Below are 23143 nucleotides of genomic sequence, written 5' to 3'. Positions count from 1 at the left end.
TTTTTTTTTATCTTTACACAAAAAAAATATGAAATACTTATTACTTACTATTTTCTGTATGTCGATGTGTTCTGGATATGCACAAACAACGAATTCTAATATTTCAAATGATCTTAAATCAATCGAAAGCCTTTCTGATGGTAATTTAAATACAGGAAGCTCAGCTAAAAATTTTGGAAACCCTAATGAAGGTGCTATAGTTAAAGGAAGCCCTTATTTATTTGAGTCTTGGAATAATAGCACTTCAATGTATTTTATTGGTAACACAACTGCTTATAAAATGTATGGGATAAATTATAATATACAAGCTGAACGTTTTGAATTACAACAAAATAGTGATTCTATATTTATTGTTAACCCAGGAAATATTGAACGTGTAGTTGTTAATGATTTGGTGTTTAAACGTTATTTAGACCCGGAATACCAAAGAAATTCATTTTTCGTAGAATTATATAGTGCTAATAATACTAGTTTGTTAAAAAAGTATGAAACTTCAATTACTGTTGCTCAAGTTAATCCAATGACAGGAAAGAAGATTGGATCTGATGTGTATACCAAATCAGAGAATTATTATATTTTAAAGGATAAATCTGATGGACAGCTAAAAGAAATCAAATTAAATAAAAACTCATTATATAGTTTAGTAAGTAAAGAAAATCAGTCAAAATTAAAAGAATTTATAAAAGAAAATAAGTTGTCTTATAGAGATGAATCAGATTTAAAAGTCATTTTAAATTACGCTCAGTCGATTTAATTCTGTTATAAGTTGTAACGTTTTTAAATAAATATGAAATATCAAAAAAGAAATAAAGCAGTTGTTTTATTAGCCGATGGTACTATCTTTCATGGTAAAGTTGTTGGGAATAGAGAAGGTACTGCATTTGGAGAAGTTTGTTTTAATACTGGTATGACAGGGTATCAAGAAATTTTCACTGACCCTTCATATTTTGGACAGTTAATGGTTGCTACTAATGCACATATTGGTAACTATGGAACAGAAAAAACAGAAGTAGAATCTGAAGGAATTAAAATTTCTGGATTAATCTGTAAGAATTTTAGCTATAATTATTCACGCCCTTCGGCTGATGCTAGTTTAGAAGATTTTTTAAATGATAACAATTTATTAGCTGTTTCGGACATTGATACGCGTGCACTAGTTAGTTATATTAGAGATCATGGTGCCATGAACGCTGTTATTTCTACAGACGTAGATAATATTGAAGAACTTAAAAAACAATTAAAAGACATTCCCGAAATGAATGGTCTTGAATTGGCTTCTAAGGTATCTACTAAAGAACCATACTTTGTAGGAGATGAATCTTCAGAAATAAAAATTGCAGCTTTAGACTTAGGTATTAAAAAGAATATTCTTCGTAATTTAGTTAAGCGTGGCGCGTACATTAAAGTGTTCCCTTATAATTCTTCTTTTGAAGATTTAAGTTCATTTAATCCTGATGGATATTTCTTGTCTAACGGTCCTGGGGATCCAGAACCATTAGTGTCAGCTCAAGAAGTTGCTAAAGAAATTATTAAAAGAGATTTACCTGTTTTTGGAATCTGTTTAGGGCATCAAGTTATTGCTTTAGCAAATGGTGTTTCTACTTATAAAATGCATAATGGACATAGAGGTATAAATCACCCCGTTAAAAACCTGATTTCGGGTAAAGGTGAAATCACATCTCAAAACCATGGATTTGCTGTAAACAGGGAAGAGGTTGAAGCGCATCCTGATTTAGAAATCACACATGTACATTTAAACGATAATACTGTAGCAGGTTTAAGAATGAAAAATAAAAATTGTTTTTCAGTTCAATACCATCCAGAAGCAAGTCCTGGACCACACGATGCAGAATATTTATTTGATCAATTTATCGAAAATATTAAGAAATAGATATTAAAAACCTCAAAAAAAGCTTGCTTTATTTGAGGTTTTTTTGTTACGAAAACAATGTAGTAAAATTATAAGATAAATATAGTATTATTTGTTAAAATGTAGACTTACAATTTTGTAATTTAGTGTTTTAAAACAATGAAATTAACCTTTTAAATAATAATAAGATGAGCATAATTATTAACATTCATGCAAGACAAATTTTTGATTCCCGTGGTAATCCAACTGTTGAAGTAGACGTACTTACAGAACATGGAGCATTTGGAAGAGCAGCAGTCCCTTCAGGTGCATCTACAGGTGAGCATGAAGCGGTAGAGTTAAGAGATGGTGGTAAATCATACATGGGTAAAGGAGTTTCTAAAGCTGTAGATAATGTAAATACTATTATAGCTCAAGAATTATTAGGAATGTCTGTTTTCGAACAAAATGAAATTGATCAAATGATGATTGATTTAGACGGTACTCCAAATAAATCTAAATTAGGTGCCAATGCTATCTTAGGTGTCTCTTTAGCAGTAGCTAAAGCAGCAGCTTTCGAATTAGGTGTGCCTTTATACCGTTACGTAGGTGGTGTTTCTGCTAATACGTTACCAGTTCCTATGATGAATATCATTAATGGTGGTTCTCATAGTGATGCACCTATCGCATTCCAAGAATTTATGATTATGCCAGTTAAAGCTAAAAACTTTACACATGCAATGCAAATGGGAACTGAAATCTTCCATAGCCTTAAAAAAGTATTACACGATAGAGGTTTAAGTACTGCAGTAGGTGATGAAGGTGGATTTGCTCCAACTTTAGAAGGTGGAACTGAAGATGCTTTAGATTCTATTAAATTAGCTGTAGAAAATGCTGGTTATACTTTCGGAGACGAAGTAATGGTTGCATTAGATTGTGCAGCTGCTGAGTTCTTTGTCGATGGAAAATACGATTATACTAAATTTGAAGGTTCTACTGGAAAAATCAGAACTAGTGAAGAGCAAGCAGAATACTTAGCAGAATTATCAGCTAAATATCCTATTATCTCTATTGAAGATGGTATGGACGAAAATGACTGGGAAGGATGGAAATTACTTACAGATAAAATTGGTGATAGAGTACAATTAGTAGGTGATGATTTATTTGTAACTAATGTAGAACGTTTATCTCGTGGTATCGATGAAGGAATTGCAAACTCTATTCTTATTAAAGTTAACCAAATCGGATCTTTAACAGAAACTATTTCTGCTGTTAACATGGCTAAAAATGCTGGTTACACAACTGTAATGTCTCACCGTTCTGGAGAAACTGAAGATAATACTATTGCAGATTTAGCTGTAGCATTAAACTGTGGTCAAATTAAAACAGGTTCTGCTTCTAGAAGTGACCGTATGGCTAAGTACAATCAATTATTACGTATTGAGGAAGAATTAGGAGATGTAGCTTATTATCCTCAAGGAAAAGCATTCAAATTCTAGTATTTATTTATATATTTTAAAAAAGCGATTATTTCTTGAAATAATCGCTTTTTTTTATTTAAAATATTAAGTTATATTTAACCAAATGGTTTATTCTTTATATAAATAAATCGTGATAGATTTTGTATTTTAGCCGATACCAAAAAAAAAAACAGAAAAATACAAGTAAATTAATATGTCAGAAAAAGCCACAATTGAAATCGATGGGAAAAAATACGAATTCCCATTACTTAAAGGAAGCGAGAATGAAGTAGCAATAGATATTTCAACCTTAAGAAATGCCACAGGAGGAGTAATTACTCTAGATTCCGGATTTAAAAACACAGGTTCTTGTGAAAGTGCTATTACGTTTTTAGATGGAGAGAAAGGAATTTTAAGATATCGTGGGTATTCAATTGAAGAAATAGCAGACAAAGTTGACTTTTTAGAAGTTGCTTATCTTTTAATTTTTGGAGAGTTACCTACTAAAGCACAAAATGATAAGTTTCATGACGATATTAAGGCACAGTCTGCTGTCGATGAAGATATAAAGAAAATTTTAGAAGCTTTCCCTAAGACGGCACACCCAATGGGGATTATTTCTTCATTAACAAGTGCATTAACGGCATTTAATCCGTCTTCAGTGAATGTGGAATCTGAAGAAGATATGTATAAATCGGTTGTTAAAATTTTAGGAAAAATGCCTGTTTTAGTAGCTTGGACTATGCGTAAAAAACAAGGATTGCCTCTTGATTATGGAGATGATTCGTTAGGATATGTAGAGAATATTCTTAAAATGATGTTTTCTAAACCTAATTGTAAATATGTACAAAATCAGGTGTTAGTTGACGCTTTAGAGAAATTGCTAATATTGCATGCAGATCATGAACAAAACTGCTCAACATCAACTGTGCGTATTGTAGGTTCTGCACATGCAGGATTATTTGCATCTATATCAGCAGGTATTTCTGCTTTATGGGGACCACTTCACGGTGGTGCTAATCAGGCAGTTTTAGAAATGCTTCAAGCTATCGAGGCAGATGGTGGAGATACTAAAAAGTACATGGCCAAAGCTAAAGACAAAAACGATCCTTTTAGATTAATGGGATTCGGACACCGTGTTTATAAGAACTTCGATCCAAGAGCAAAGATCATTAAGAAAGCTGCAGATGAAGTTTTAAATGCTTTAGGTATTGAAGATCCAATTCTTGAAATTGCAAAAGGTTTAGAGAAAGAAGCTCTTGAAGATCCATACTTTGTTGAAAGAAAATTATATCCAAACGTAGATTTTTATTCTGGTATTATTTACAGAGCAATGAATATCCCTACAGACATGTTTACTGTTATGTTTGCTATCGGTCGATTACCAGGATGGATTGCACAATGGAGAGAAATGCGTTTACGTAAAGAACCAATCGGTCGTCCTCGTCAATTATATATTGGAGAAACGTTAAGACCGTTTGTAGAAGTAGATAATCGTTAATAATTAACGATTTAATAATCACATGTCATTTTGAATAATTCTAGAGCATAATTAATGTTTTAAAAATATTCGAAATGACATTTTTACTTTAAAACTATGTTGTCATTAAATGTAAAAAATGAAACGTCTCGAATTCGTGCCGTTGTATTAGGAACAGCTATTAGTAATGGTCCTATACCTTTAATAGAGGAAGCCTACGATCCAAAATCTATTGAACATATTAAGGCTGGAACATATCCTGTAGAAGCAGACATGGTTAAAGAAATAGAAGCCGTAGCAAACGTTTTTAAAAAATACGATGTTACTGTTTTTCGTCCTAAAATCATCGAAAATTATAATCAAATTTTCACTAGAGATATTGCGTTTGTAATTGATAATAAATTTGTGAAAGCAAATATTTTACCTGATCGTGAGAAGGAACTAGAAGCACTCCATGATGTTATTAATCAAATTAATCCAGAAGATATCATCATACCGCCAGAAGATGTTCATATTGAAGGAGGCGATGTCATGCTTTGGAATAATTATATTTTTATTGGTACCTATAAAGGCAGTGATTATCCAAATCATATTACAGCTCGCACTAATATGCAAGGTGTAAATTTTATAAAGAAACTTTTTCCTAATAAAATAGTTAAAGAATTTGATTTAGCTAAATCGAAAACGGAGGCCAGAGATAATGCGTTACATTTAGATTGTTGCTTTCAGCCAGTAGGAAAAGATAAAGGTATTATCTATAAAAATGGTTTCAGAGAAGAATCTGATTATTTATACTTGGTAGATTTATTTGGTAAAGATAATCTGTTTCATATTACTAGAGATGAAATGTATACAATGAATAGCAATGTTTTTTCTATAGATGAAAATGTAGTTATTTCTGAAGAAAAATTTATCAGACTAAATACATGGTTACGGTCTAAAGATATCGTTGTAGAAGAAGTGCCATATGCTGAAATTTCTAAACAAGAAGGGTTATTACGTTGTTCTACAATGCCTTTAATTAGAGATTAAAATAAAAGCTTAAAGTTATAATAATGTTGAAGTTAATTTAGTTTCACTTACATTTGTTAGATAATGCAGAATACACTTCAACGCTATATTCCAGAACATTCAATTCCAAAAATAATGGAATTATTAGCTAATGATAAGCTGGATTTTATAGTTAAAAAAGAACGTAAAACTAGACATGGAGATTATAGAAAATTACCAAACGGAAAGCATTTAATTACTGTTAATGCTAATTTAAATCCGTATCGGTTTTTAATTACTTTAGTCCATGAAATTGCTCATTTTGAAGCTTTTCAGACTTATGGAAGATTGATAAAACCTCATGGAAAAGAGTGGAAATATACCTTTCAACATTTAATGTTACCATTTTTAAATCCCAAGGTGTTTCCTGTAGAACTTTTACCGTTATTAGCCAAACATTTTATTAATCCAAAGGCAACTAGCGATACTGATCATGTTTTAGCATTAGCCTTAAAACAATTTGATGATAATTCAGATAAAACCTATATTTTTGAAGTTCCGGAAGGAAGTTTATTTGAAATCCATAATGGAAGGCAATTTAAAAAAGGAAACAAACGTGTAAAGCGTTTTGAATGTATCGAAATTAAAACGGGAAAAGTATATTTATTTAACCCGAATGTAGAAATAGAAGTTATTTAATTAAGTAAAAATGAATAAGAATAATTATGCCATTATTATGGCAGGAGGAGTAGGCTCTAGATTTTGGCCCGTAAGTATGAATAGTTTTCCAAAACAATTTCATGATATGTTGGGAACAGGAGAAACGTTAATTCAAAAAACATTTGAGCGTTTATCTAAATTCATTCCAAAACAAAATATTTATATTTTAACTAATGCTGATTATAACGACATTGTTTTAGAACAACTTCCAGAAGTTTCTCAAGCACAAGTGGTTTTAGAACCAGCAATGAGAAACACAGCACCTTGTATTTTATATGCTGCGTTAAAAATTCAGAAAGAAAATCCAGATGCATTAATGTTAGTGGCACCAAGTGACCATTGGATTGAAGATGAAGATGCGTTTGCTAAGAACGTATTAACGGCTTTCGATTTTTGTCAAGAGCACGATGCTTTAATGACTTTAGGGATTCAGCCTTCTTTTCCAAATACAGGATATGGTTATATTGAATACGATACAGAAACTGAAAATACAATAAAATCTGTAAAACAATTTAGAGAAAAGCCAAGCTATGAAACTGCAAAATCCTTTATTAAACAAGGTAATTTTGTTTGGAATGCTGGTATTTTTATGTGGAGTGTTACTAGTGTTTTAAAAGCTTTTAAAACCAATCAACCAGAATTATTTCAATTATTTGAAAATGGAATTCCATCTTATAATACTGATTTAGAAGCTAAATTTATCCAAGAAAATTATGTAAAAGCAGAAAATATTTCTGTCGATTACGCCATAATGGAAAGCTCTAAAAATGTATATGTTTTATCTGCTGAATTTGATTGGAACGATTTAGGAACTTGGGGTAGTTTATACGATAAGTTAGATAAAGATGCCGATAATAATGCCGTTGTAAATGCACGAACTCTAGTTCAGGATGCAAGCGGAAATATGATTAGAACCAAGGGTGATAAAATTGTTGTTGTTGATGGTTTAAATGATTATATAATTATCGATAAAGATGATGTCCTTCTTATATATCCAAAAGAAAAAGAACAAGATATTAAGCAAATACGTAATAAAGTTAGAGATATTTTTGGAGATAAGTATTGTTAATATATGAGCGAGAATAAGTTTAATTTTGCTGAAGACGAAGCGGAAAAAGTAAAAGAAGCAGCACACGATGCATCCGTTAAGGATTCGAAGAAAGCTATAAAGGAGGATGCCAAAGGCCTACTCGAGAACATTAGAAGCTTTCTGTCAGAGCTTTTAGATTTTAGACAAGATACAGATCAACAAGCTACTATAGCCGCTATTAAAGGAGATATACCCTTTAAAGGAGCTACAGCTTGGATTTTAATTTGTTCTATTTTCGTCGCTTCAATTGGTTTAAATGCAAATTCTACAGCTGTTGTTATTGGTGCCATGTTAATTTCACCATTAATGGGACCTATTTTAGGTATTGGTTTATCTGTTGCCATTAATGATATTGATACGCTTAAAAAGTCCCTTATTAATTTTGGGGTTATGATATTGTTGAGTGTGTTAACGGCCTTCTTGTTTTACAAATTTTTCCCATTACAAGAAGAATCATTAGAGTTATTAGCGCGAACAAAACCTGATATTAGGGATGTTCTTATTGCCTTTTTTGGTGGGGCAGCTTTAATTATAGCTAGAACAAAGAAAGGAACTATTGCTTCAGTAATATTTGGTGTAGCCATTGCGACTGCGTTAATGCCACCTTTGTGTACAGTTGGTTACGGTCTAGCCGTCGCCTTCTATGATTTCCCTAAAGGAATTAGTTATGCTTCAGGTGCATTTTACTTGTTCATGATCAATACTATTTTTATTGCTTTAGCAACGTTTATAGCACTTAAAATTTTACGATTCCCGATGATTAAATACGTGAATTCTAAAAAAAGAAAACGTATTTCTCAACTCGCTTCATTGTTGGCTATCGTTGCCATGATTCCTGCCATTTGGACATTTATAGATGTCTTAAAAGAGAGTAATTTTAAAAGAGAAGCACAACTATATTTAGATCGTGAATTAAAAGGATTGCCACAATACGAGTACATTAAGAAGAATGTATATTATAATTATTCTAATGGAAAAGAAGGTTCCAGTTTTATTTTTAATACGTATGGAGTAGGAAATATTCCAGATGAAACAATAGCACTTTTAAAAGCTAAATTAGAGGATTATCCGACATTAAGACAAGCTCATTTTGAGTTTAATCAGAACAGAACAAATAATGTTGATAATGTAAAGTATATGGAACAATTGCGTTATCGTGATTCTTTAGATTTACTTTCACAAGTTCAAAAAATAGCATTTTTAGAAAAGAAAGTTGGGCAATTACAATATCTAGAGGAGAAAACAATTCCGTTTGAGAACATCATGAAAGAGGTTCATATTAATTATGAAAACATGGATTCGTTTAGCTACTCTCCTGTAATTTCTTCAAATTTTGAAACGATTGATACCATTCCGGTTTTTGGAGTACGTTGGAAAAAAGATATTAGTGAAGAATCTTTATTAAAAGATCAAGATAAATTAGAACGTTGGTTAAAATTTAAATTGAAATTAGATACTTTAGTTGTAGAACGCTTAAAAAACTAAAGGTTTTCTTCAATATACATTTTACGTACTTTTTTAAACAATTCTGAAGAATATACAAAGTCTGTAACCACTTTGTTGTCGGTTCTAAATATGTTTTCTTGAGAGCCCTCCCAAGCTTTTAAACCATCTTTAAGAAATACAATTTTTTCACCAATTTCCATTACAGAGTTCATATCGTGAGTATTTATAACCGTGGTAATATTGTATTCGTCTGTAATTTCTTGAATTAGATTATCAATTACAATTGCAGTTTTAGGGTCTAAGCCAGAATTGGGTTCGTCACAAAATAAATATTTTGGTTTATTCACTATTGCTCTTGCAATAGCCACACGTTTTTGCATTCCACCAGAGGCTTCAGCTGGAAGTTTATTATGAGCACCTTCTAGATTAACACGTTTTAAAACAAAGTTAACACGTTCGTCCATTTCACTTTCACTTTGTTTTGTAAACATGCGTAATGGAAACTTTACGTTTTCAGCAATCGTCATAGAATCAAACAGTGCACTACCTTGAAAAACCATTCCAATTTCAGATCTTAAATCTCGCTTTTGGTCGTCTGATAATTTAGAGAAAATTCGACCTTCGTAAGCAATGCTGCCTTCTTCATAATCAAATAAACCTAAAAGGCATTTTAAAAATACAGTTTTTCCAGAACCACTTTGTCCAATTATAAGGTTTGTCTTTCCTTTTTCGAATGTCGTACTAATACCCTTTAATATATGAGCATCTCCAAACGATTTGTGTAAATCTTTAACTTCAATCATTAGCTTAATAGGATTTGGGTTAGTATGAAATTTAAAGTAATTATGGCAACACTAGTCCAAACAAAAGATACTGTACTCGCTTTACCAACATCTAAAGCACCACCTTTCATGTAAAAACCATGGTAGGCTGGGATGGTTGCTAAAAAGAAGGCAAAACCAATTGTTTTTATAAATGCATATATTATATGGTAAGGAATAAAATCTTCTTGTAAACCTGTAACGTAATCATTTATTGTTGCGAAATCTCCAAAAGCACAAGCTGCCAATCCTCCAAAAATTCCTAAAAACATAGAAATTGAAATTACAAAAGGGTAAAGCATTAATGCGACAAGCTTAGGAAACATTAAATAGTTTAGTGAGTTAATTCCCATAACTTCTAAAGCATCTATTTGTTCTGTAACACGCATGGTTCCGATACTAGACGTAATAAAAGATCCTACTTTACCTGCCATAATAATAGAAATAAACGTCGGGGCAAATTCTAAAATAACTGATTGTCTAGTTGCAAAACCAATCAACGATTTTGGAATCAATGGGTTATCCATGTTTAGGGCTGTTTGTATTGTAACAACACCTCCAACAAAGAAAGATATAAAAGCAACGATTCCTAAAGAATCAATAATTAAATCATCGATATCTTTAAAAATGAGTTTCTTCATCACCGACCACTTGGTAGGTTTCTTGAAAAGCTCAATAATCATTAATACGTAAGCGCCAATACTGTGCAGATAACTCATATGATATTTTATAGTTGCTAAAGTAAAAAAATACTATAACTTATTTAATGATTATTTAAAATAAGAAAGGTTTTAAAATCCCTATTTTTGTATTCTTATTTATAAAGTATCATTTATGAAAAATTCAATATTACTTTTTGCCGTTTGTTTATTGTGTGCATCAAGTTTTGCTCAAAAAGTTGAAGACAATTTGCCTTCAAAAATATATGTAAAACCAAAGTTAGTTGTTGGGATTGTAGTAGACCAAATGCGCTACGATTATTTAACTCGATTTTATAATAAATATGGTGATGGTGGTTTTAAGCGCATGATGAACGAGGGTTTTAATTGCAAAAATAATCATTTTAATTATATTCCTACTAAAACTGCTCCTGGTCATGCTTCAATTTATACTGGAACTTCTCCTATGAACCATGGTGTAGTTGGTAACGATTGGTACGATAAAGAAACTAAATCTAGTGTTTATTGTGCTGGCGATTCTACAGTTTCATCAGTTGGAACAGAAGACAAAGCTGGTAAAATGTCTCCACATCGTATGCTAACAACTACGTTTGCAGATGAAAATAGGTTTTTTACCCAAATGGAAGGAAAAACTATTGGTGTTTCTATAAAAGACAGAGGTGCTATTTTGCCTGCAGGACATACTGCTAATGCTGCATATTGGTTTCATGGTAAAGATGAAGGTGTTTTTATTTCAAGTACATATTACCAAGACGAATTACCTAAATGGGTAAATAATTTTAATTCTTCGAAAACTGCAAAATCTTATTTGAAAGATTGGAATACGCTATACAGTATAAAAAAATATACAGAAAGTGGAGATGATTTAAACGATTTTGAGAGTGGATTTAAAGGGAAAGAAACAGCAACTTTTCCTTACGATTTAAAAGACTTAAGTAAAGAAAATGGAGGTTTTGATATTATTAAAGCGACACCTTATGGTAATAGTATTGTTGCAGATTTTGCTATTGCAGCGATAAAAGGAGAGGATCTAGGTGCAGATGATATTACAGATGTTTTAACAGTTAGTTTTTCTTCTACAGATTATGTTGGTCATAATTTTGGTGTAAACTCTAAAGAAATTGAAGATACTTACATTCGTTTAGATAATGATTTAGAGCGTCTTTTTGATGTCTTAGATAAAAATGTAGGTAAAGGTGAATATACTGTGTTTTTAACGGCAGACCATGGAGCTGTAGATGTGCCATCTTATTTACATGCTCATGATGTGCCTGCTGGGTATTTTGGTAAAAAAGAATTTAAAGAGAAGTTGGATGATTTTATGACTAAAAAATATGGATCATTAGATTTAATTGAAGATATAAGTAACAATCAAATCTTTTTAGATCGTAAAAAAGTTAATCAATTAAATTTAAATTTAGCAAATGTTCAACAAGAGATTGCTAATGAATTAATCACTTACGAGAATATTTATATTGCTTATTCTGCAACTGTTATTGCTAATAATGGTTTTACCAATGGCATGGAGAGTTTATTAAAAAATGGATATAATCAGAAGCGTTCAGGAGATGTACTTTATCAATATAATCCAGCAGTTATTTCTTATCCTAAAAAAGGATCGACTCATGGATCTGGTTTAAACTACGATACTCATGTGCCATTATTGTTCTTTGGAAAAGGAATAAAGCAAGGTAGTACGTTACAAAAAACTGAAATTATTGATATCGCACCAACTATTTCAGGATTACTAGGTATAAGTTTTCCAAACGGTTCAACAGGTCAGCCTTTAGAATTTGTTTTAGAAAACGAATAGAGTAAAGTATATAAAAAGAAGATATTGTACAGGGAGGTAGTTTTAAATAACTACTTTCTGTATAAAGAATAATTATTTACAAGATCTATATAAATGCGTTTAGCTTCATCTTGGGTAATATCTTTTACTTGGAATAATGCATTCGTTTTAAATGCATTTATAATAGGTTTCCCAGAGTTGGGTCTGCTATAGTTGTTGGTAGACTTTTTGTAGTAGGCATACAGACGCAAAAGGAAATCAGCTGGAAAAGGTCCAGGAAGATTATTAATGCGTTCTACAGCATCCTTAAAGTCAATATCTAATTCTTCAGAAGTCATTATAATTCAGCAATAATACTTTCACCACCTTTAACTTTATCGTTTAGGTTGACATTAATTTTCGTTCCTAAAGGTAAAAACAAATCTACTCTAGAACCGAATTTTATAAATCCAGAATCACCAGCTTGTATAGCATCGTCCCCAACCTTAGCATAATTAACAATACGTTTTGCTAAAGCACCAGCAATTTGACGGTGTAATACCTTACCTAAGGTTTTGTTTTCTACTACGACAGTCGTGCGTTCGTTTTCTTCACTAGCTTTAGGATGCCAAGCAACTAGAAATTTACCTGGATGATACTTACTAAATATTACTTTTCCGGTAATAGGGTATCGGGTAACATGTACATTAATAGGTGACATAAAAACACTCACTTGTATACGTTTTTCCTTAAAATATTCTTTTTCGAATACTTCTTCAATAACTACAACTTTACCGTCTACAGGAGATAAAACTTGGTTTTCGTTAAGAATACCATTCCGTTTTGGATTTCTAAAGAATTGTAAAATCAGAATTAAAAAAAAGATAAGAGTAAAAAATATTAGGTATCGTAACCATAATATAGATACAAAATTATCAGTAGCTAAAAATGAAGCTACTACTAAAACAAAAGTGATTAAAATAATTTTAAAACCTTCCTTATGAAACATAATCCAAAATTCTTAAAAACAAATAAATAAATGGTGCAGCAAATATAATACTATCTAATCGATCTAATAAACCACCGTGTCCCGGCATTATTACACCACTATCTTTTACATTAACTTGACGTTTAAACTTAGACTCAATTAAATCACCTAAAGTTCCAAAAACACTTACAATAATTGCTAAAATAAGCCATTGTGAAAAGTTTAATGTTTGTGTAAAGGTAGCGATAAAATAGCTAGCAATACACGAAAAGAATAAGCCGCCAATAAATCCTTCTACTGTTTTTTTAGGTGAAATTTTTTCAAATAATTTTTGCCTTCCAAAATTCTTTCCTACAATATATGCAAACGTATCGTTAACCCAAACAAGAATAAAAGAACCTAAAAGAATACTTGGGTGATAGGTGTTACCAAAGCGGGCAATCAATAAGAAAAAGACAAATGAACTAGAGATATAGAAACTCGTTAATAGGAAACGTTTAAACTTGAATAATGGAATACCCTTTCTAGAAAATAAATCTTTAATTAGAAATAAATTCACAAAAATTGAAAGTACTAGAAGTATTTGTGTACCCTGATTAAATCCTTCTAATTCCGGAGAAACCATATGCCAATACCCGAAACCAAAATACATTAGTAAGAAGATGGCATAAGGGAAAAAGGCTTTGAATCCTATAAGTTTCTTAAATTCAGCAATAGAAATTATTCCGAATATAAAAAATAGAATAGATAGTGCATGCTCATTATAAAGAGATCCAATTAATAAAGCAACGTATATGAAACCAAAAATAGCTCTGGTAAGAAATTCTTTCATGTTAGAGGTCTTCTAAAAGCAACAAATATAGGTTTTTTGAACTACTACCATAGGTCATGAAGTTTTTTTCCTCAACAGATTTAAAATGCTTAATTGTAGTAATATTTGTTGGAATTCTTTGTGTGTTTTTAGATTTTATACCGCGTAAACCTTCGCCAATACTTCCAACTATCTGACTTGTTGTAGCAAATACAATAAAATTACTAGGTAAGTCTACAAGTTTCTTTTCAGCTATTTGGTTAGACGTTATTAAAAGCGATCCATCGTCTGCAATTAAGTTTTCACAACTAGTTAAAAAATATGTGGCATCATTATCATTGTATTTAGCCATATTTAAACTAGACGAAGCAAAACGCTTTTTCAAATCGTTATCTAAAATAAGAATCTTTTTATCCTCCCAACTATTTTCTTCAATGATATAATCTAACGTTTGGAAAATTTCATCTATGTTTTCGCAATACAAAAATTTACCACCGTTGGCTTTAAAGTTTATTGTAAACTTTTCATCAATGGGTAGTTTAACTTCAGGCATATATTTGCCTCTGTCGTCAGATTGTATTTCCTCTTCTGATTTTGATTTTGAACCAAAAAATTTTCTAAATAGACTCATTAAGACACTCGCTATTAATCTGGATTAAATTGGGGTTTGTTCAAAGATAAAAAATCTTAAATTAACCCAACGGTTAATTTAAGATTTTTCCTGCTATTAAGCGTAATCTACTTAATATTTTATTTATCTAAAAGCTGTTTCGTTTCTGGATCGAAAGGACGCTTACCAAATATCTTTTCAAGGTTATCTTTAAAGATTACCTCTTTTTCTAAAAGTACGTCGGCCAACTCAGTAAGTTTTTCCTTATTATCTTCTAGAAGTTTTATCGCTCTTTTATATTGAGTTTCAATAATATCAGATATTTCATTATCGATAAGTTCAGCTGTTTTTTCACTATATGGTTTTGTAAAACCATATTCGTTTTGGCTAGAAGAATCGTAATAAGTAAGGTTTCCAACTTTATCACTTAAACCATAAATAGTAACCATAGCTCTTGCTTGTTTAGTTACTTTTTCAAGATCACTTAAAGCTCCAGTCGATATTCTATTGAAAATAACTTTCTCTGCAGCACGACCTCCCAATGCAGCACACATTTCGTCAAGCATTTGTTCTGGTCTAACAATTGAGCGTTCTTCTGGTAAATACCAAGCAGCACCTAAAGACCGTCCACGAGGTACAATAGTTACTTTTACTAAAGGCGCAGCATGTTCTAACATCCAGCTAACAGTAGCATGACCCGCTTCATGATAAGCAATTGCTTTCTTTTCGTTAGGTGTTATAATTTTATTTTTCTTCTCTAAACCACCAACTATACGGTCTACAGCATCAAGGAAATCTTGCTTATCTACAGCTTTTTTTCCTTGTCTAGCAGCAATTAACGCCGCTTCGTTACATACGTTTGCAATATCTGCACCAGAAAAACCTGGAGTTTGTTTGGCTAAGAAGTCTGTGTCTAAATTTTCTGCTTTTTTGATAGGCTTTAAATGCACTTCAAAAATTTCTTGACGTTCTCTTATGTCAGGAAGATCAACAAAAATTTGTCTGTCAAAACGTCCAGCTCGCATTAATGCACTATCTAAAACATCGGCTCTGTTTGTTGCAGCTAATACAATTACATTTGTATTTGTACCAAAACCATCCATTTCTGTTAATAACTGATTTAAAGTATTCTCTCTTTCATCGTTAGATCCAGACATATTACTTTTTCCTCTTGCACGTCCAATGGCATCAATTTCATCAATAAAAATAATTGCTGGCGATTTTTCTTTGGCTTGCTTAAATAAATCTCTAACACGAGACGCACCTACACCCACAAACATCTCAACGAAATCTGATCCTGATAATGAGAAGAAAGGCACTTTAGCTTCGCCTGCAACAGCTTTTGCTAATAAGGTTTTACCCGTTCCAGGAGGTCCTACAAGTAGTGCTCCTTTAGGTATCTTACCACCAAGAGCGGTATATTTTTCCGGATTTTTAAGGAAGTCTACAATTTCTTGAATTTCTTCTTTAGCTCCTTCTAAACCTGCCACATCTTTAAATGATGTTTTTACATCTGTATTTTGATCGAATAATTTAGCTTTAGATTTTCCAATGTTAAATATTTGACCACCAGCACCGCCGCCTCCGCCGCCTGACATTCTACGCATTATAAAAATCCAAACCCCAATTAATAAAATAAAAGGTAGAATTCCAATAAGGAAATCACCCATTAGGTTTTGTTCTGTTTTATAATTTACAGTTGTCTTTAAATTCAAATCTTTTATAGTTGAATTTACTTGATTTTCGAAGTTTTGTAAATCTCCAAATTCAAAAGTGTAATTTGGTAATTTGGACGCTGTAGGTAGTAATGTAGAAGGTTCCGATTTTTTATGATCTTCTTTTTGTAACGCTTCTTCGGTTAGAAAAACTTCTGCCTCTCTTTTATTTACAATTTCAACAGTTTGCACATCACCATCCCTCAAATATTTCATAAAATCTGAAGGGGTAGTCGTATTCGCGTCTTGTAAGCTATTACTGTTAAAAAGTTGCATCGCAATAAAAATCGCGATAATTGCTCCGTAAATCCAATACGGATTTAATTTAGGTTTCTTATTTGGAGTTTTCTTTTCGTTTGCCATTAAATTTTAATAATTTGTTTCAATTATAGTTGTTTTTGCGTCGCCCCAAAGGCTTTCAATGTCATAGTATTCGCGAATATGTTTCTGAAAAACATGAACTACAACATTAACGTAATCCATTAATACCCACTCGGCATTGTCTTGTCCTTCTATATGCCAAGGTTTGTCCTTAAGTTCTTTGCTAACTTTTCTCTGAACAGCGTTTACAATGGCATTTACTTGAGTGTTTGAAGTTCCCTCACATACTATAAAATAGTCGCAAACCGTATTTTCAATTTCACGTAGGTCAAGAATGCTTATTTCTTTTCCCTTAACATCTTCAATTCCACTTAATATAGTAGAAATTAGTAGGTCTGCATTTATATTTTCTTTCGCCATTAATTTGATTTAATTTGTACAAAGTTATTATTTTTTAGTTCTTTATACTTTAAAAATTGCAGAAGTTTTCATCCTGCCTATATAAATAATATAAATGCGTATAATCAAACTTGATGCCATTGATTCAACAAATACTTATTTGAAACAATTAAGTACATGTGAATTACTGCAAGATTTCACTGTAGTTGTTGCCAAGCAGCAAACCATGGGACGCGGGCAAATGGGTACAGTCTGGGAGTCTGAAGCCTCTAAAAATCTTATGTTTAGTGTTTTTAAGGACGTGTCTTACGTGCCTGTGGAAAAGCAGTTTTATATTAGTATGGCTACAGCAATTGCCATTTATAAGGCATTAAAAAAGCTTATGGTGCCTAAGGTTCAAATAAAATGGCCAAACGACATTTTGTCAGATAAAAAGAAGATTTGTGGTGTGCTAATCGAAAACATTGTTAAACAGGGCGGATTAAGAGACAGTATTTTGGGAATAGGTGTCAATGTTAATCAAACAGATTTTTCTGGATTACCAAGGGCGTCTTCAATAGTTAATAGAGTTGGACGTCTTTATGATTTAGATGAAGTGCTACATCACATCATAGTGGAATTAAAAGAATGTTTTGCTTGGCTAGAACGCGGACAATATTATAAAATACAAGAAGAGTACGAAAGTGCGTTGTTTAAAAAAGATAAACCTTCAACATTTTTGGATGCTGAAGGTTCTATGTTTATTGGTTTTATACTTGGTGTATCAGACTTTGGTAATTTAAAAGTGCTGTTAGAAGACCAAATTATAAAAGAGTTTGATTTAAAAGAATTAACTTTATTATATTAAACTGATGCTGGCATTTTTGTTACCAAAGTTTCAATAAATTTAGATATTGGCCCTTTTATCATCATTGCCATCATCGGATTAAAATCGCCTTCAAACTGAAGTTTAACATCGCTTTTCCCTTCAGAAATTTCAGTAATATGTCCAATTAAAGAAAAATCTAATTTTCCGCCTGCAGCTCCTAAAACTATTTTGTTAGGAGGAATAGCTTCTTTCTTTTTTAAAACGATTTCAGGCATACCTTTTAAGGCAAATAGAAACTTGTTCTCATCTAAAATCTCAAACTTACTAATGTTATCAGGCATCAGTTTTTCAAAATTTTTAATATCAGAAAGAAAATCGAATACTTCTTGAGACGATTTATCTATGCTTACTTTCGGTGATTCTAAATTCATGATTCTATTGTTTTTTAGACTGGATCAAATAATGTTCCATTGGCTAGGATTGGCATTCCAATCTGATAATGTTTGTACTTCAGACTGTGTAATGTAATTGGTTTCTACAGCTTGTTCAATTAAACTTTCGTAATTACTCAAGGTTTGAAGCGATACGTTTTCTTTTTCAAAATTTTCATTGGCAATACTAAAGCCATATGTAAATATAGCAATCATGCCTTTTACATTTAGACCAGCTTCTCTTAAAGCTTTAACGGCATTTAAACTACTTTGTCCTGTGCTAATTAAATCTTCAACAACAACAACATTTTGTCCTTTTTGAACAAAACCTTCAATCTGATTTTGTCTTCCATGGCTTTTAGCTTCAGGTCTTACATAAATAAATGGCAGACCTAAATATTCGGCAACGAGCATACCAATTCCGATAGCACCAGTGGCTACACCAGCAATAACGTCGGGCTTTCCGTATTGTTTTTCAATATCTTTCGCCATGGTTTCACGAATGTAATTTCGGATTGGTGGAAATGAAAGTATAATCCTATTATCGCAGTAAATAGGAGACTTCCATCCAGAGGCCCATGTAAAAGGAGCACTAGGGCTAAGTTTTATTGCATTTACTTGCAATAAAACTTCAGCAGTTTTTCGAGCAGTATGTTTGTTAAAAATCATAGATACAAAATTACACATTAATTAAAATAATAGTTCTTGTGTATTAAAATTATTTTTTTAAAGTTAATATGTTTGCTTTAAAAATTAATACTTTTACCACAATTAATACAGGATATTTTTTAATATGTATAAAATTTTTGTCAACGATAAGCCAATCATTTTAACCACAGAGGTTGAGAAAGAAACACATTTTAAGAATTACTTATTAGACACGGTCCATATTGGTAAGGTTATAAAGGATTTAAATAACACCTCTTTAAAAGAGGTTAGACTGATTCATAAAAACCAAGACAAGCTGCTTAAAAAGTTTCTTAAAAAGCTGCCAAATGTGGTTGCAGGCGGAGGGAAAGTGTATAATAAAGATGGTAATATTTTATTTATTTATAGAAACGATAAATGGGATTTGCCTAAAGGTAAAGCTGAGTCTGGAGAAACAATAGAAGAAACCTCTTTGCGTGAAGTAGAGGAGGAAACAGGCGTTACCGGATTAAAAATCACGAAACCTTTACATACCACGTATCATATTTTTAAACGCAACGGAAAGTTTAAAATAAAGGTGACACATTGGTTTGAAATGTCTACCGATTTTAAAGGTAATTTATGGCCACAACTTAACGAAGGTATTACTAAGGTAGAGTGGTTAAACGAGGTTGAAGCTATCCAAGCTTTAGAGAATTCGTATGCGAATATAAGACCGCTTATTTAGGTAAAGTAGATTTTAAAGCACTGTAAATTTGATGTTTTAAAAGGGAAGGTACTTCATTTTTTGACGTGAATTTCTGATTAATTTCTATCTCAATTCCTATATAATTTATAGGGAATTGTTTGCGTAAATACGTTGTAAAACCATCTGCGGTTCCTAAATATGGATAATTAAAACGAATTTTAAGTATTGGGTTTTCAGAATTTAATTGTTTTTTGAAGCTTTTACAATAATCAGATTCCTTTATTTTAGTAGAATCATATAAAAGCCCGATGTCGCAGGTTCTTTTTTCTCCATTTAAAATAGGAGTGAAGCTATGTATGGAAATATGTAGTATTGATTCTCCTTTTTTTATTTCTTTGGAAATGTAATTCCCAACAGAATCTCTGTACACATTATAATAACTGTTAATTAGATGATCCTTTTCTATATTGGAAAGTGATTTAGAGTATTCTGAAAATAAATTCTTGTGATGTAGCGACCTGTTTAATTCTATTAATAAACGGCTCGTTTCGCTATAGTTCGAATAATCGGCAATTGGTTTTAGATATTTAAAAACATCTAAAGCTCCAATATCAAAACCACGATGCGAATGCAACGTGGTTTCTTCATTTTTAAATAGCGTATTGAATTTTTTAGGAATGTTGTTTCCGCCGTGTTCGCAAGTTAAGACCAGTTTCATTTTAGAAACATTGTGTTGTTTTCAAGACAATTTGCTAAACGTCTGTACACATTTAAAACGTTAGTTTCAGAAAAATCATCGGCCAAAGCATTCTCAATTCTTGTTGCTAATGTACCTTCGTATAAGATGGTTTCTATAGTTATATAGTGAGATTTATGGATGTTTGGTTTTACTAATTCATATAAATGTTTCCAAACATTTTGAATTGTTGTTGAATCTTCAATATCAAATAAATTTAAATAATCTAAATTTTTAATTTTAGAAGTTTCACCATATTTAATAGCATCATTTAGAATTACAAATAAATCTTCTTTTACCCAGCGTTTCTGTGCAGCCAAAGGCGATAGTTTTTTATTAACTAACAATTTTAAAGTCTCAATTATTAAAACACAAACTGCTATATCTGCTTTTGGACATTCTTGAATATCGACTAGACGTATCTCGATAGCATTTCTGTCGAAACGTGCAATAGCACCACGAGAATTTAAAAAATGATGATCTAAAATATTATGAATATCGAACGGTTTAATAGCCTTATTAATAGGTTCGAAAATGGTTGCGTAATAATCTAATTTTGTAAATACACGTTCAGGAATAATAAGGCCTGCCATTTCAGGGATTTCTTTCTGATTGGTTTTATAATACTCTAATCTCGTGTCTTTAAATCCTGTTATTTTACCTTCTAAAATTGGTGAGCTTGCGCTTAATCCAGGAATTAAAGGTAAAATTAAACGAATGGCTGCATGTAATCTTTCAAACTCTTTATCGTCAAAAAAAGGTAAGTTAATATGCACACTTTGCACATTACTCCATCCGTGATTTTTACAATTAAAAATACGGTTGTAAAGTTCGTAAACTTCACTATAACTGTGTTTCCAAAGTTGAGTGTCCGTTACAGGATTCATAAATGGGTGCGCAGCCGATGGTAATAATTCTGCCTGCAATGGTTTTAAAATCGCATTGATTTCTTTTATGTTTTTATGGAATAATTCGGCCAAACCATTAAGGTCTTTTGTAGGTCCGTTGGTTTTTAATTCCACTACATGGGCAACTAATTCGTTGCTCCATGCAATTTTACCATTCACAATATCCGAAGTCAATTTACCTTTCTTTTTGGTTAAAAGAGCATCAACAATTGGAGCGATTTTTAAATCGGATTGATTTACTAGCATATATTCTAGCTCAATCCCGTAAACATCAAAAAGATGATATTTTTTATTCATTTTATTCTAAACGTTTTTTTAAAGCAGTTAAAATATCGATGTAAACGGCATCACCATAATAGGCGTCTTCAACTCCAAAATCGATATTTGGGTTGTCGTTAATTTCAATAACCATGGGTATATTGTTTATCACTTTTATATCAATCCCATAAAGGCCTTTTCCCATAAGTTTAGCCGATTTAACTGCCATATTCAATACCTTTTTAGGCACAGATTCTATTGGCAGACAGTCAGCATTTCCATCTTGGTCATCTTTTTTCTTGGCGTTCCAGTTATAGATTTGCCAATGCCCTTTAGCCATATAATATTTACAGGCATAAAAAGGTTTGTCGTCTAAAATCCCAATGCGCCAATCGTAATCTGATGGGCAAAACTCTTGAGCAATAATTAAGTCGGATTCTTTAAGCATTTCAGAAACGAGTTCGTGATACTCTACTTCAGTTTTTGCTTTTTTTACTCCGAAAGAAAATGTCGAGTCAGGTGCTTTTAAAACACATGGCAGTCCAACGGTATCTAAAACCAATTGTTTATTATCTTTATGTACAATTATAGTTTTTGGCGTGTCTATATTGGCGTTTTTCAACGCTTCTGCCATATATACTTTATTACAACATTTTAAAATGGCACTTGGGTAATCTATAATCGCAAGACCTTCTTGTTGTGCTTTCCTGGCAAAGGCGTAAGCTTCGTTATTTACTTCTGTGCTCTGACGAATAAAGAGCGCATCAAAAGAAGATAAACGTGACAAATCTTTAGGCTCGATGATTTCGGCATAAATATTCATTTTTTCAGCTAAATCTACAAACTTTTTTAGGGCTTTAGGATTGCTTGGAGGCGCAGGATCATTTGGATTTACTAAAATTGCTAAATCGAAATCACTTTTGGTTAACTTAGGAATATCGTAACGTTTTTTTGAAAAATATTGATTTGCAAATTCCTGAACACTTTCTAAATGTTCTGAAGGAATCTCAGATTCTGAAATGGCTTTTATACTTTGAATATTCCACTTGTTACTATGATTGAATTTTACACGTAAAAAAGGGACTTGAAAATGCCTGTAAAATAACAGGCTCAGTTCCTTGTATTTCTGGGCAACATTTTGTCCGAAATAAATACTCAATGTAAATTCTTGCGACTTTATATTTTTTAAACTTTGCTGAATAATATCATCAAATTCATCAGATACAATTCTAACTAGTTTTAAAGCCTTTAAATCGACTATGTTTTTAACGGTCGGGATAGCTAAATGACCTCTGGCTTCGGCTAAAAGCGAAACGTAATACCCTTTAGATTGGTATGAATAATCTTTACATAAATTAAAGATCCTGGCTTTTTTTAATAATGAAAACTCAGGGTTTGTAAGGTATTCTTGTGAGGAAATCACTTTAATATTCTCAATCGAAAAATTCCATTTTTCAGGTTGATTGACAACAATATATTTGTTCATACAGACGCTGTATCGCGATATAAATTTTA

Annotated in this window: 24 protein-coding genes; 11 read left to right on the top strand and 13 right to left on the bottom strand. The window is 31.8% G+C overall.

Going from position 1 to position 23143, the window contains the following annotated elements:
• Positions 1-28 precede the first annotated feature (28 nt).
• From R6X41_RS02850 to R6X41_RS02815, 8 genes are all read left to right on the top strand, one after another.
• Positions 29-754, top strand: coding sequence for a hypothetical protein (locus R6X41_RS02850; protein ID WP_318497200.1), 726 nt, complete (start codon positions 29-31; stop codon positions 752-754).
• A gap of 33 nt (positions 755-787) precedes the next feature.
• Positions 788-1891 (top strand): glutamine-hydrolyzing carbamoyl-phosphate synthase small subunit, encoded by a 1104-nt coding sequence (carA, locus tag R6X41_RS02845; protein ID WP_318497198.1) that lies wholly within the window; start codon positions 788-790, stop codon positions 1889-1891.
• Between the two features lie 167 nt (positions 1892-2058).
• Positions 2059-3348, top strand: coding sequence for a phosphopyruvate hydratase (eno, locus tag R6X41_RS02840; RefSeq protein WP_318497196.1), 1290 nt, complete (start codon positions 2059-2061; stop codon positions 3346-3348).
• A gap of 175 nt (positions 3349-3523) precedes the next feature.
• Positions 3524-4810, top strand: a complete 1287-nt coding sequence (locus R6X41_RS02835) for a citrate synthase (protein ID WP_318497194.1) — start codon at positions 3524-3526, stop codon at positions 4808-4810.
• 96 nt (positions 4811-4906) lie between these two features.
• On the top strand, positions 4907-5821 hold the full coding sequence (locus R6X41_RS02830) for a dimethylarginine dimethylaminohydrolase family protein (protein WP_318497192.1): 915 nt from the start codon (positions 4907-4909) through the stop codon (positions 5819-5821).
• A 63-nt stretch (positions 5822-5884) separates the two neighbouring features.
• The gene (locus tag R6X41_RS02825) at positions 5885-6478 is read left to right on the top strand and encodes a SprT-like domain-containing protein (RefSeq protein WP_318497190.1); all 594 of its coding nucleotides are present in this window, start codon (positions 5885-5887) and stop codon (positions 6476-6478) included.
• A gap of 10 nt (positions 6479-6488) precedes the next feature.
• Complete coding sequence (locus tag R6X41_RS02820; protein WP_318497188.1) at positions 6489-7568, top strand: mannose-1-phosphate guanylyltransferase; 1080 nt, start codon at positions 6489-6491, stop codon at positions 7566-7568.
• 3 nt (positions 7569-7571) lie between these two features.
• Positions 7572-9074, top strand: a complete 1503-nt coding sequence (locus tag R6X41_RS02815) for a DUF389 domain-containing protein (protein ID WP_318497187.1) — start codon at positions 7572-7574, stop codon at positions 9072-9074.
• On the opposite strand, the gene R6X41_RS02810 is transcribed toward R6X41_RS02815, so the two are convergent.
• Both R6X41_RS02810 and R6X41_RS02805 read right to left on the bottom strand, forming a co-directional pair.
• Entirely contained in the window at positions 9071-9838 is a 768-nt protein-coding gene (locus tag R6X41_RS02810; protein ID WP_318497185.1) for an ABC transporter ATP-binding protein, read from the bottom strand. The two genes, R6X41_RS02815 and R6X41_RS02810, sit on opposite strands and share 4 nt — an antisense overlap.
• Complete coding sequence (locus tag R6X41_RS02805) at positions 9838-10575, bottom strand: MlaE family ABC transporter permease (RefSeq protein WP_318497182.1); 738 nt, start codon at positions 10573-10575, stop codon at positions 9838-9840. Before R6X41_RS02805 ends, R6X41_RS02810 begins: the two co-directional genes overlap by 1 nt.
• Before the next feature lie 115 nt (positions 10576-10690).
• Between R6X41_RS02805 and pafA the strand changes: the two genes are divergently transcribed.
• Positions 10691-12349 carry an alkaline phosphatase PafA gene (pafA, locus tag R6X41_RS02800; RefSeq protein WP_318497180.1) on the top strand — a complete coding sequence of 553 codons (1659 nt, stop codon included), beginning with the start codon at positions 10691-10693 and terminating at the stop codon, positions 12347-12349.
• A gap of 50 nt (positions 12350-12399) precedes the next feature.
• On the opposite strand, the gene R6X41_RS02795 is transcribed toward pafA, so the two are convergent.
• The 6 genes from R6X41_RS02795 to rsfS form a co-directional block, all read right to left on the bottom strand.
• Positions 12400-12666 (bottom strand): acyl-CoA-binding protein, encoded by a 267-nt coding sequence (locus R6X41_RS02795; protein ID WP_318497178.1) that lies wholly within the window; start codon positions 12664-12666, stop codon positions 12400-12402.
• On the bottom strand, positions 12666-13316 hold the full coding sequence (locus tag R6X41_RS02790; RefSeq protein WP_318497176.1) for a phosphatidylserine decarboxylase family protein: 651 nt from the start codon (positions 13314-13316) through the stop codon (positions 12666-12668). The genes R6X41_RS02795 and R6X41_RS02790 overlap by 1 nt, the downstream gene beginning before the upstream one ends.
• Positions 13306-14127 carry a phosphatidate cytidylyltransferase gene (locus tag R6X41_RS02785; protein WP_318497174.1) on the bottom strand — a complete coding sequence of 274 codons (822 nt, stop codon included), beginning with the start codon at positions 14125-14127 and terminating at the stop codon, positions 13306-13308. The genes R6X41_RS02790 and R6X41_RS02785 overlap by 11 nt, the downstream gene beginning before the upstream one ends.
• A gap of 1 nt (position 14128) precedes the next feature.
• A complete protein-coding gene (locus tag R6X41_RS02780) occupies positions 14129-14737 on the bottom strand; it encodes an LUD domain-containing protein (RefSeq protein ID WP_318497173.1) in 609 nt (202 codons plus the stop codon).
• Between the two features lie 119 nt (positions 14738-14856).
• On the bottom strand, positions 14857-16794 hold the full coding sequence (ftsH, locus tag R6X41_RS02775; RefSeq protein ID WP_318497171.1) for an ATP-dependent zinc metalloprotease FtsH: 1938 nt from the start codon (positions 16792-16794) through the stop codon (positions 14857-14859).
• Positions 16795-16800: 6 nt separating this feature from the next.
• Positions 16801-17172, bottom strand: coding sequence for a ribosome silencing factor (gene rsfS / locus R6X41_RS02770; protein WP_318497169.1), 372 nt, complete (start codon positions 17170-17172; stop codon positions 16801-16803).
• A gap of 94 nt (positions 17173-17266) precedes the next feature.
• On the opposite strand from rsfS, the gene R6X41_RS02765 reads away from it, so the two are divergent.
• Positions 17267-17998 (top strand): biotin--[acetyl-CoA-carboxylase] ligase, encoded by a 732-nt coding sequence (locus R6X41_RS02765; protein ID WP_318497167.1) that lies wholly within the window; start codon positions 17267-17269, stop codon positions 17996-17998.
• Here the strand turns inward: R6X41_RS02765 and R6X41_RS02760 are convergent.
• Complete coding sequence (locus R6X41_RS02760) at positions 17995-18390, bottom strand: SRPBCC family protein (protein ID WP_318497165.1); 396 nt, start codon at positions 18388-18390, stop codon at positions 17995-17997. The genes R6X41_RS02765 and R6X41_RS02760 overlap by 4 nt on opposite strands.
• A gap of 24 nt (positions 18391-18414) precedes the next feature.
• Positions 18415-19059: an orotate phosphoribosyltransferase gene (pyrE, locus tag R6X41_RS02755; protein WP_318497163.1), complete on the bottom strand. Its 645-nt coding sequence runs from the start codon at positions 19057-19059 to the stop codon at positions 18415-18417.
• Between the two features lie 124 nt (positions 19060-19183).
• Between pyrE and R6X41_RS02750 the strand changes: the two genes are divergently transcribed.
• Positions 19184-19765 (top strand): NUDIX hydrolase, encoded by a 582-nt coding sequence (locus R6X41_RS02750; RefSeq protein WP_318497161.1) that lies wholly within the window; start codon positions 19184-19186, stop codon positions 19763-19765.
• On the opposite strand, the gene R6X41_RS02745 is transcribed toward R6X41_RS02750, so the two are convergent.
• From R6X41_RS02745 to R6X41_RS02735, 3 genes are read right to left on the bottom strand one after another with little or no spacing between them, the layout of a single operon-like run.
• Positions 19758-20444 carry an N-formylglutamate amidohydrolase gene (locus tag R6X41_RS02745; protein ID WP_318497159.1) on the bottom strand — a complete coding sequence of 229 codons (687 nt, stop codon included), beginning with the start codon at positions 20442-20444 and terminating at the stop codon, positions 19758-19760. The genes R6X41_RS02750 and R6X41_RS02745 overlap by 8 nt on opposite strands.
• Positions 20441-21667: a glutamate-cysteine ligase family protein gene (locus R6X41_RS02740; RefSeq protein ID WP_318497158.1), complete on the bottom strand. Its 1227-nt coding sequence runs from the start codon at positions 21665-21667 to the stop codon at positions 20441-20443. Before R6X41_RS02740 ends, R6X41_RS02745 begins: the two co-directional genes overlap by 4 nt.
• A gap of 1 nt (position 21668) precedes the next feature.
• Positions 21669-23114, bottom strand: a complete 1446-nt coding sequence (locus R6X41_RS02735) for a RimK family ATP-grasp domain-containing protein (RefSeq protein ID WP_318497156.1) — start codon at positions 23112-23114, stop codon at positions 21669-21671.
• Between the last annotated feature and the right edge of the window lie 29 nt (positions 23115-23143).

Source organism: Formosa sejongensis (genome assembly GCF_033447105.1).
Taxonomy (GTDB): domain Bacteria; phylum Bacteroidota; class Bacteroidia; order Flavobacteriales; family Flavobacteriaceae; genus Formosa.
This window is presented reverse-complemented; position numbering and strand designations above follow the sequence as displayed.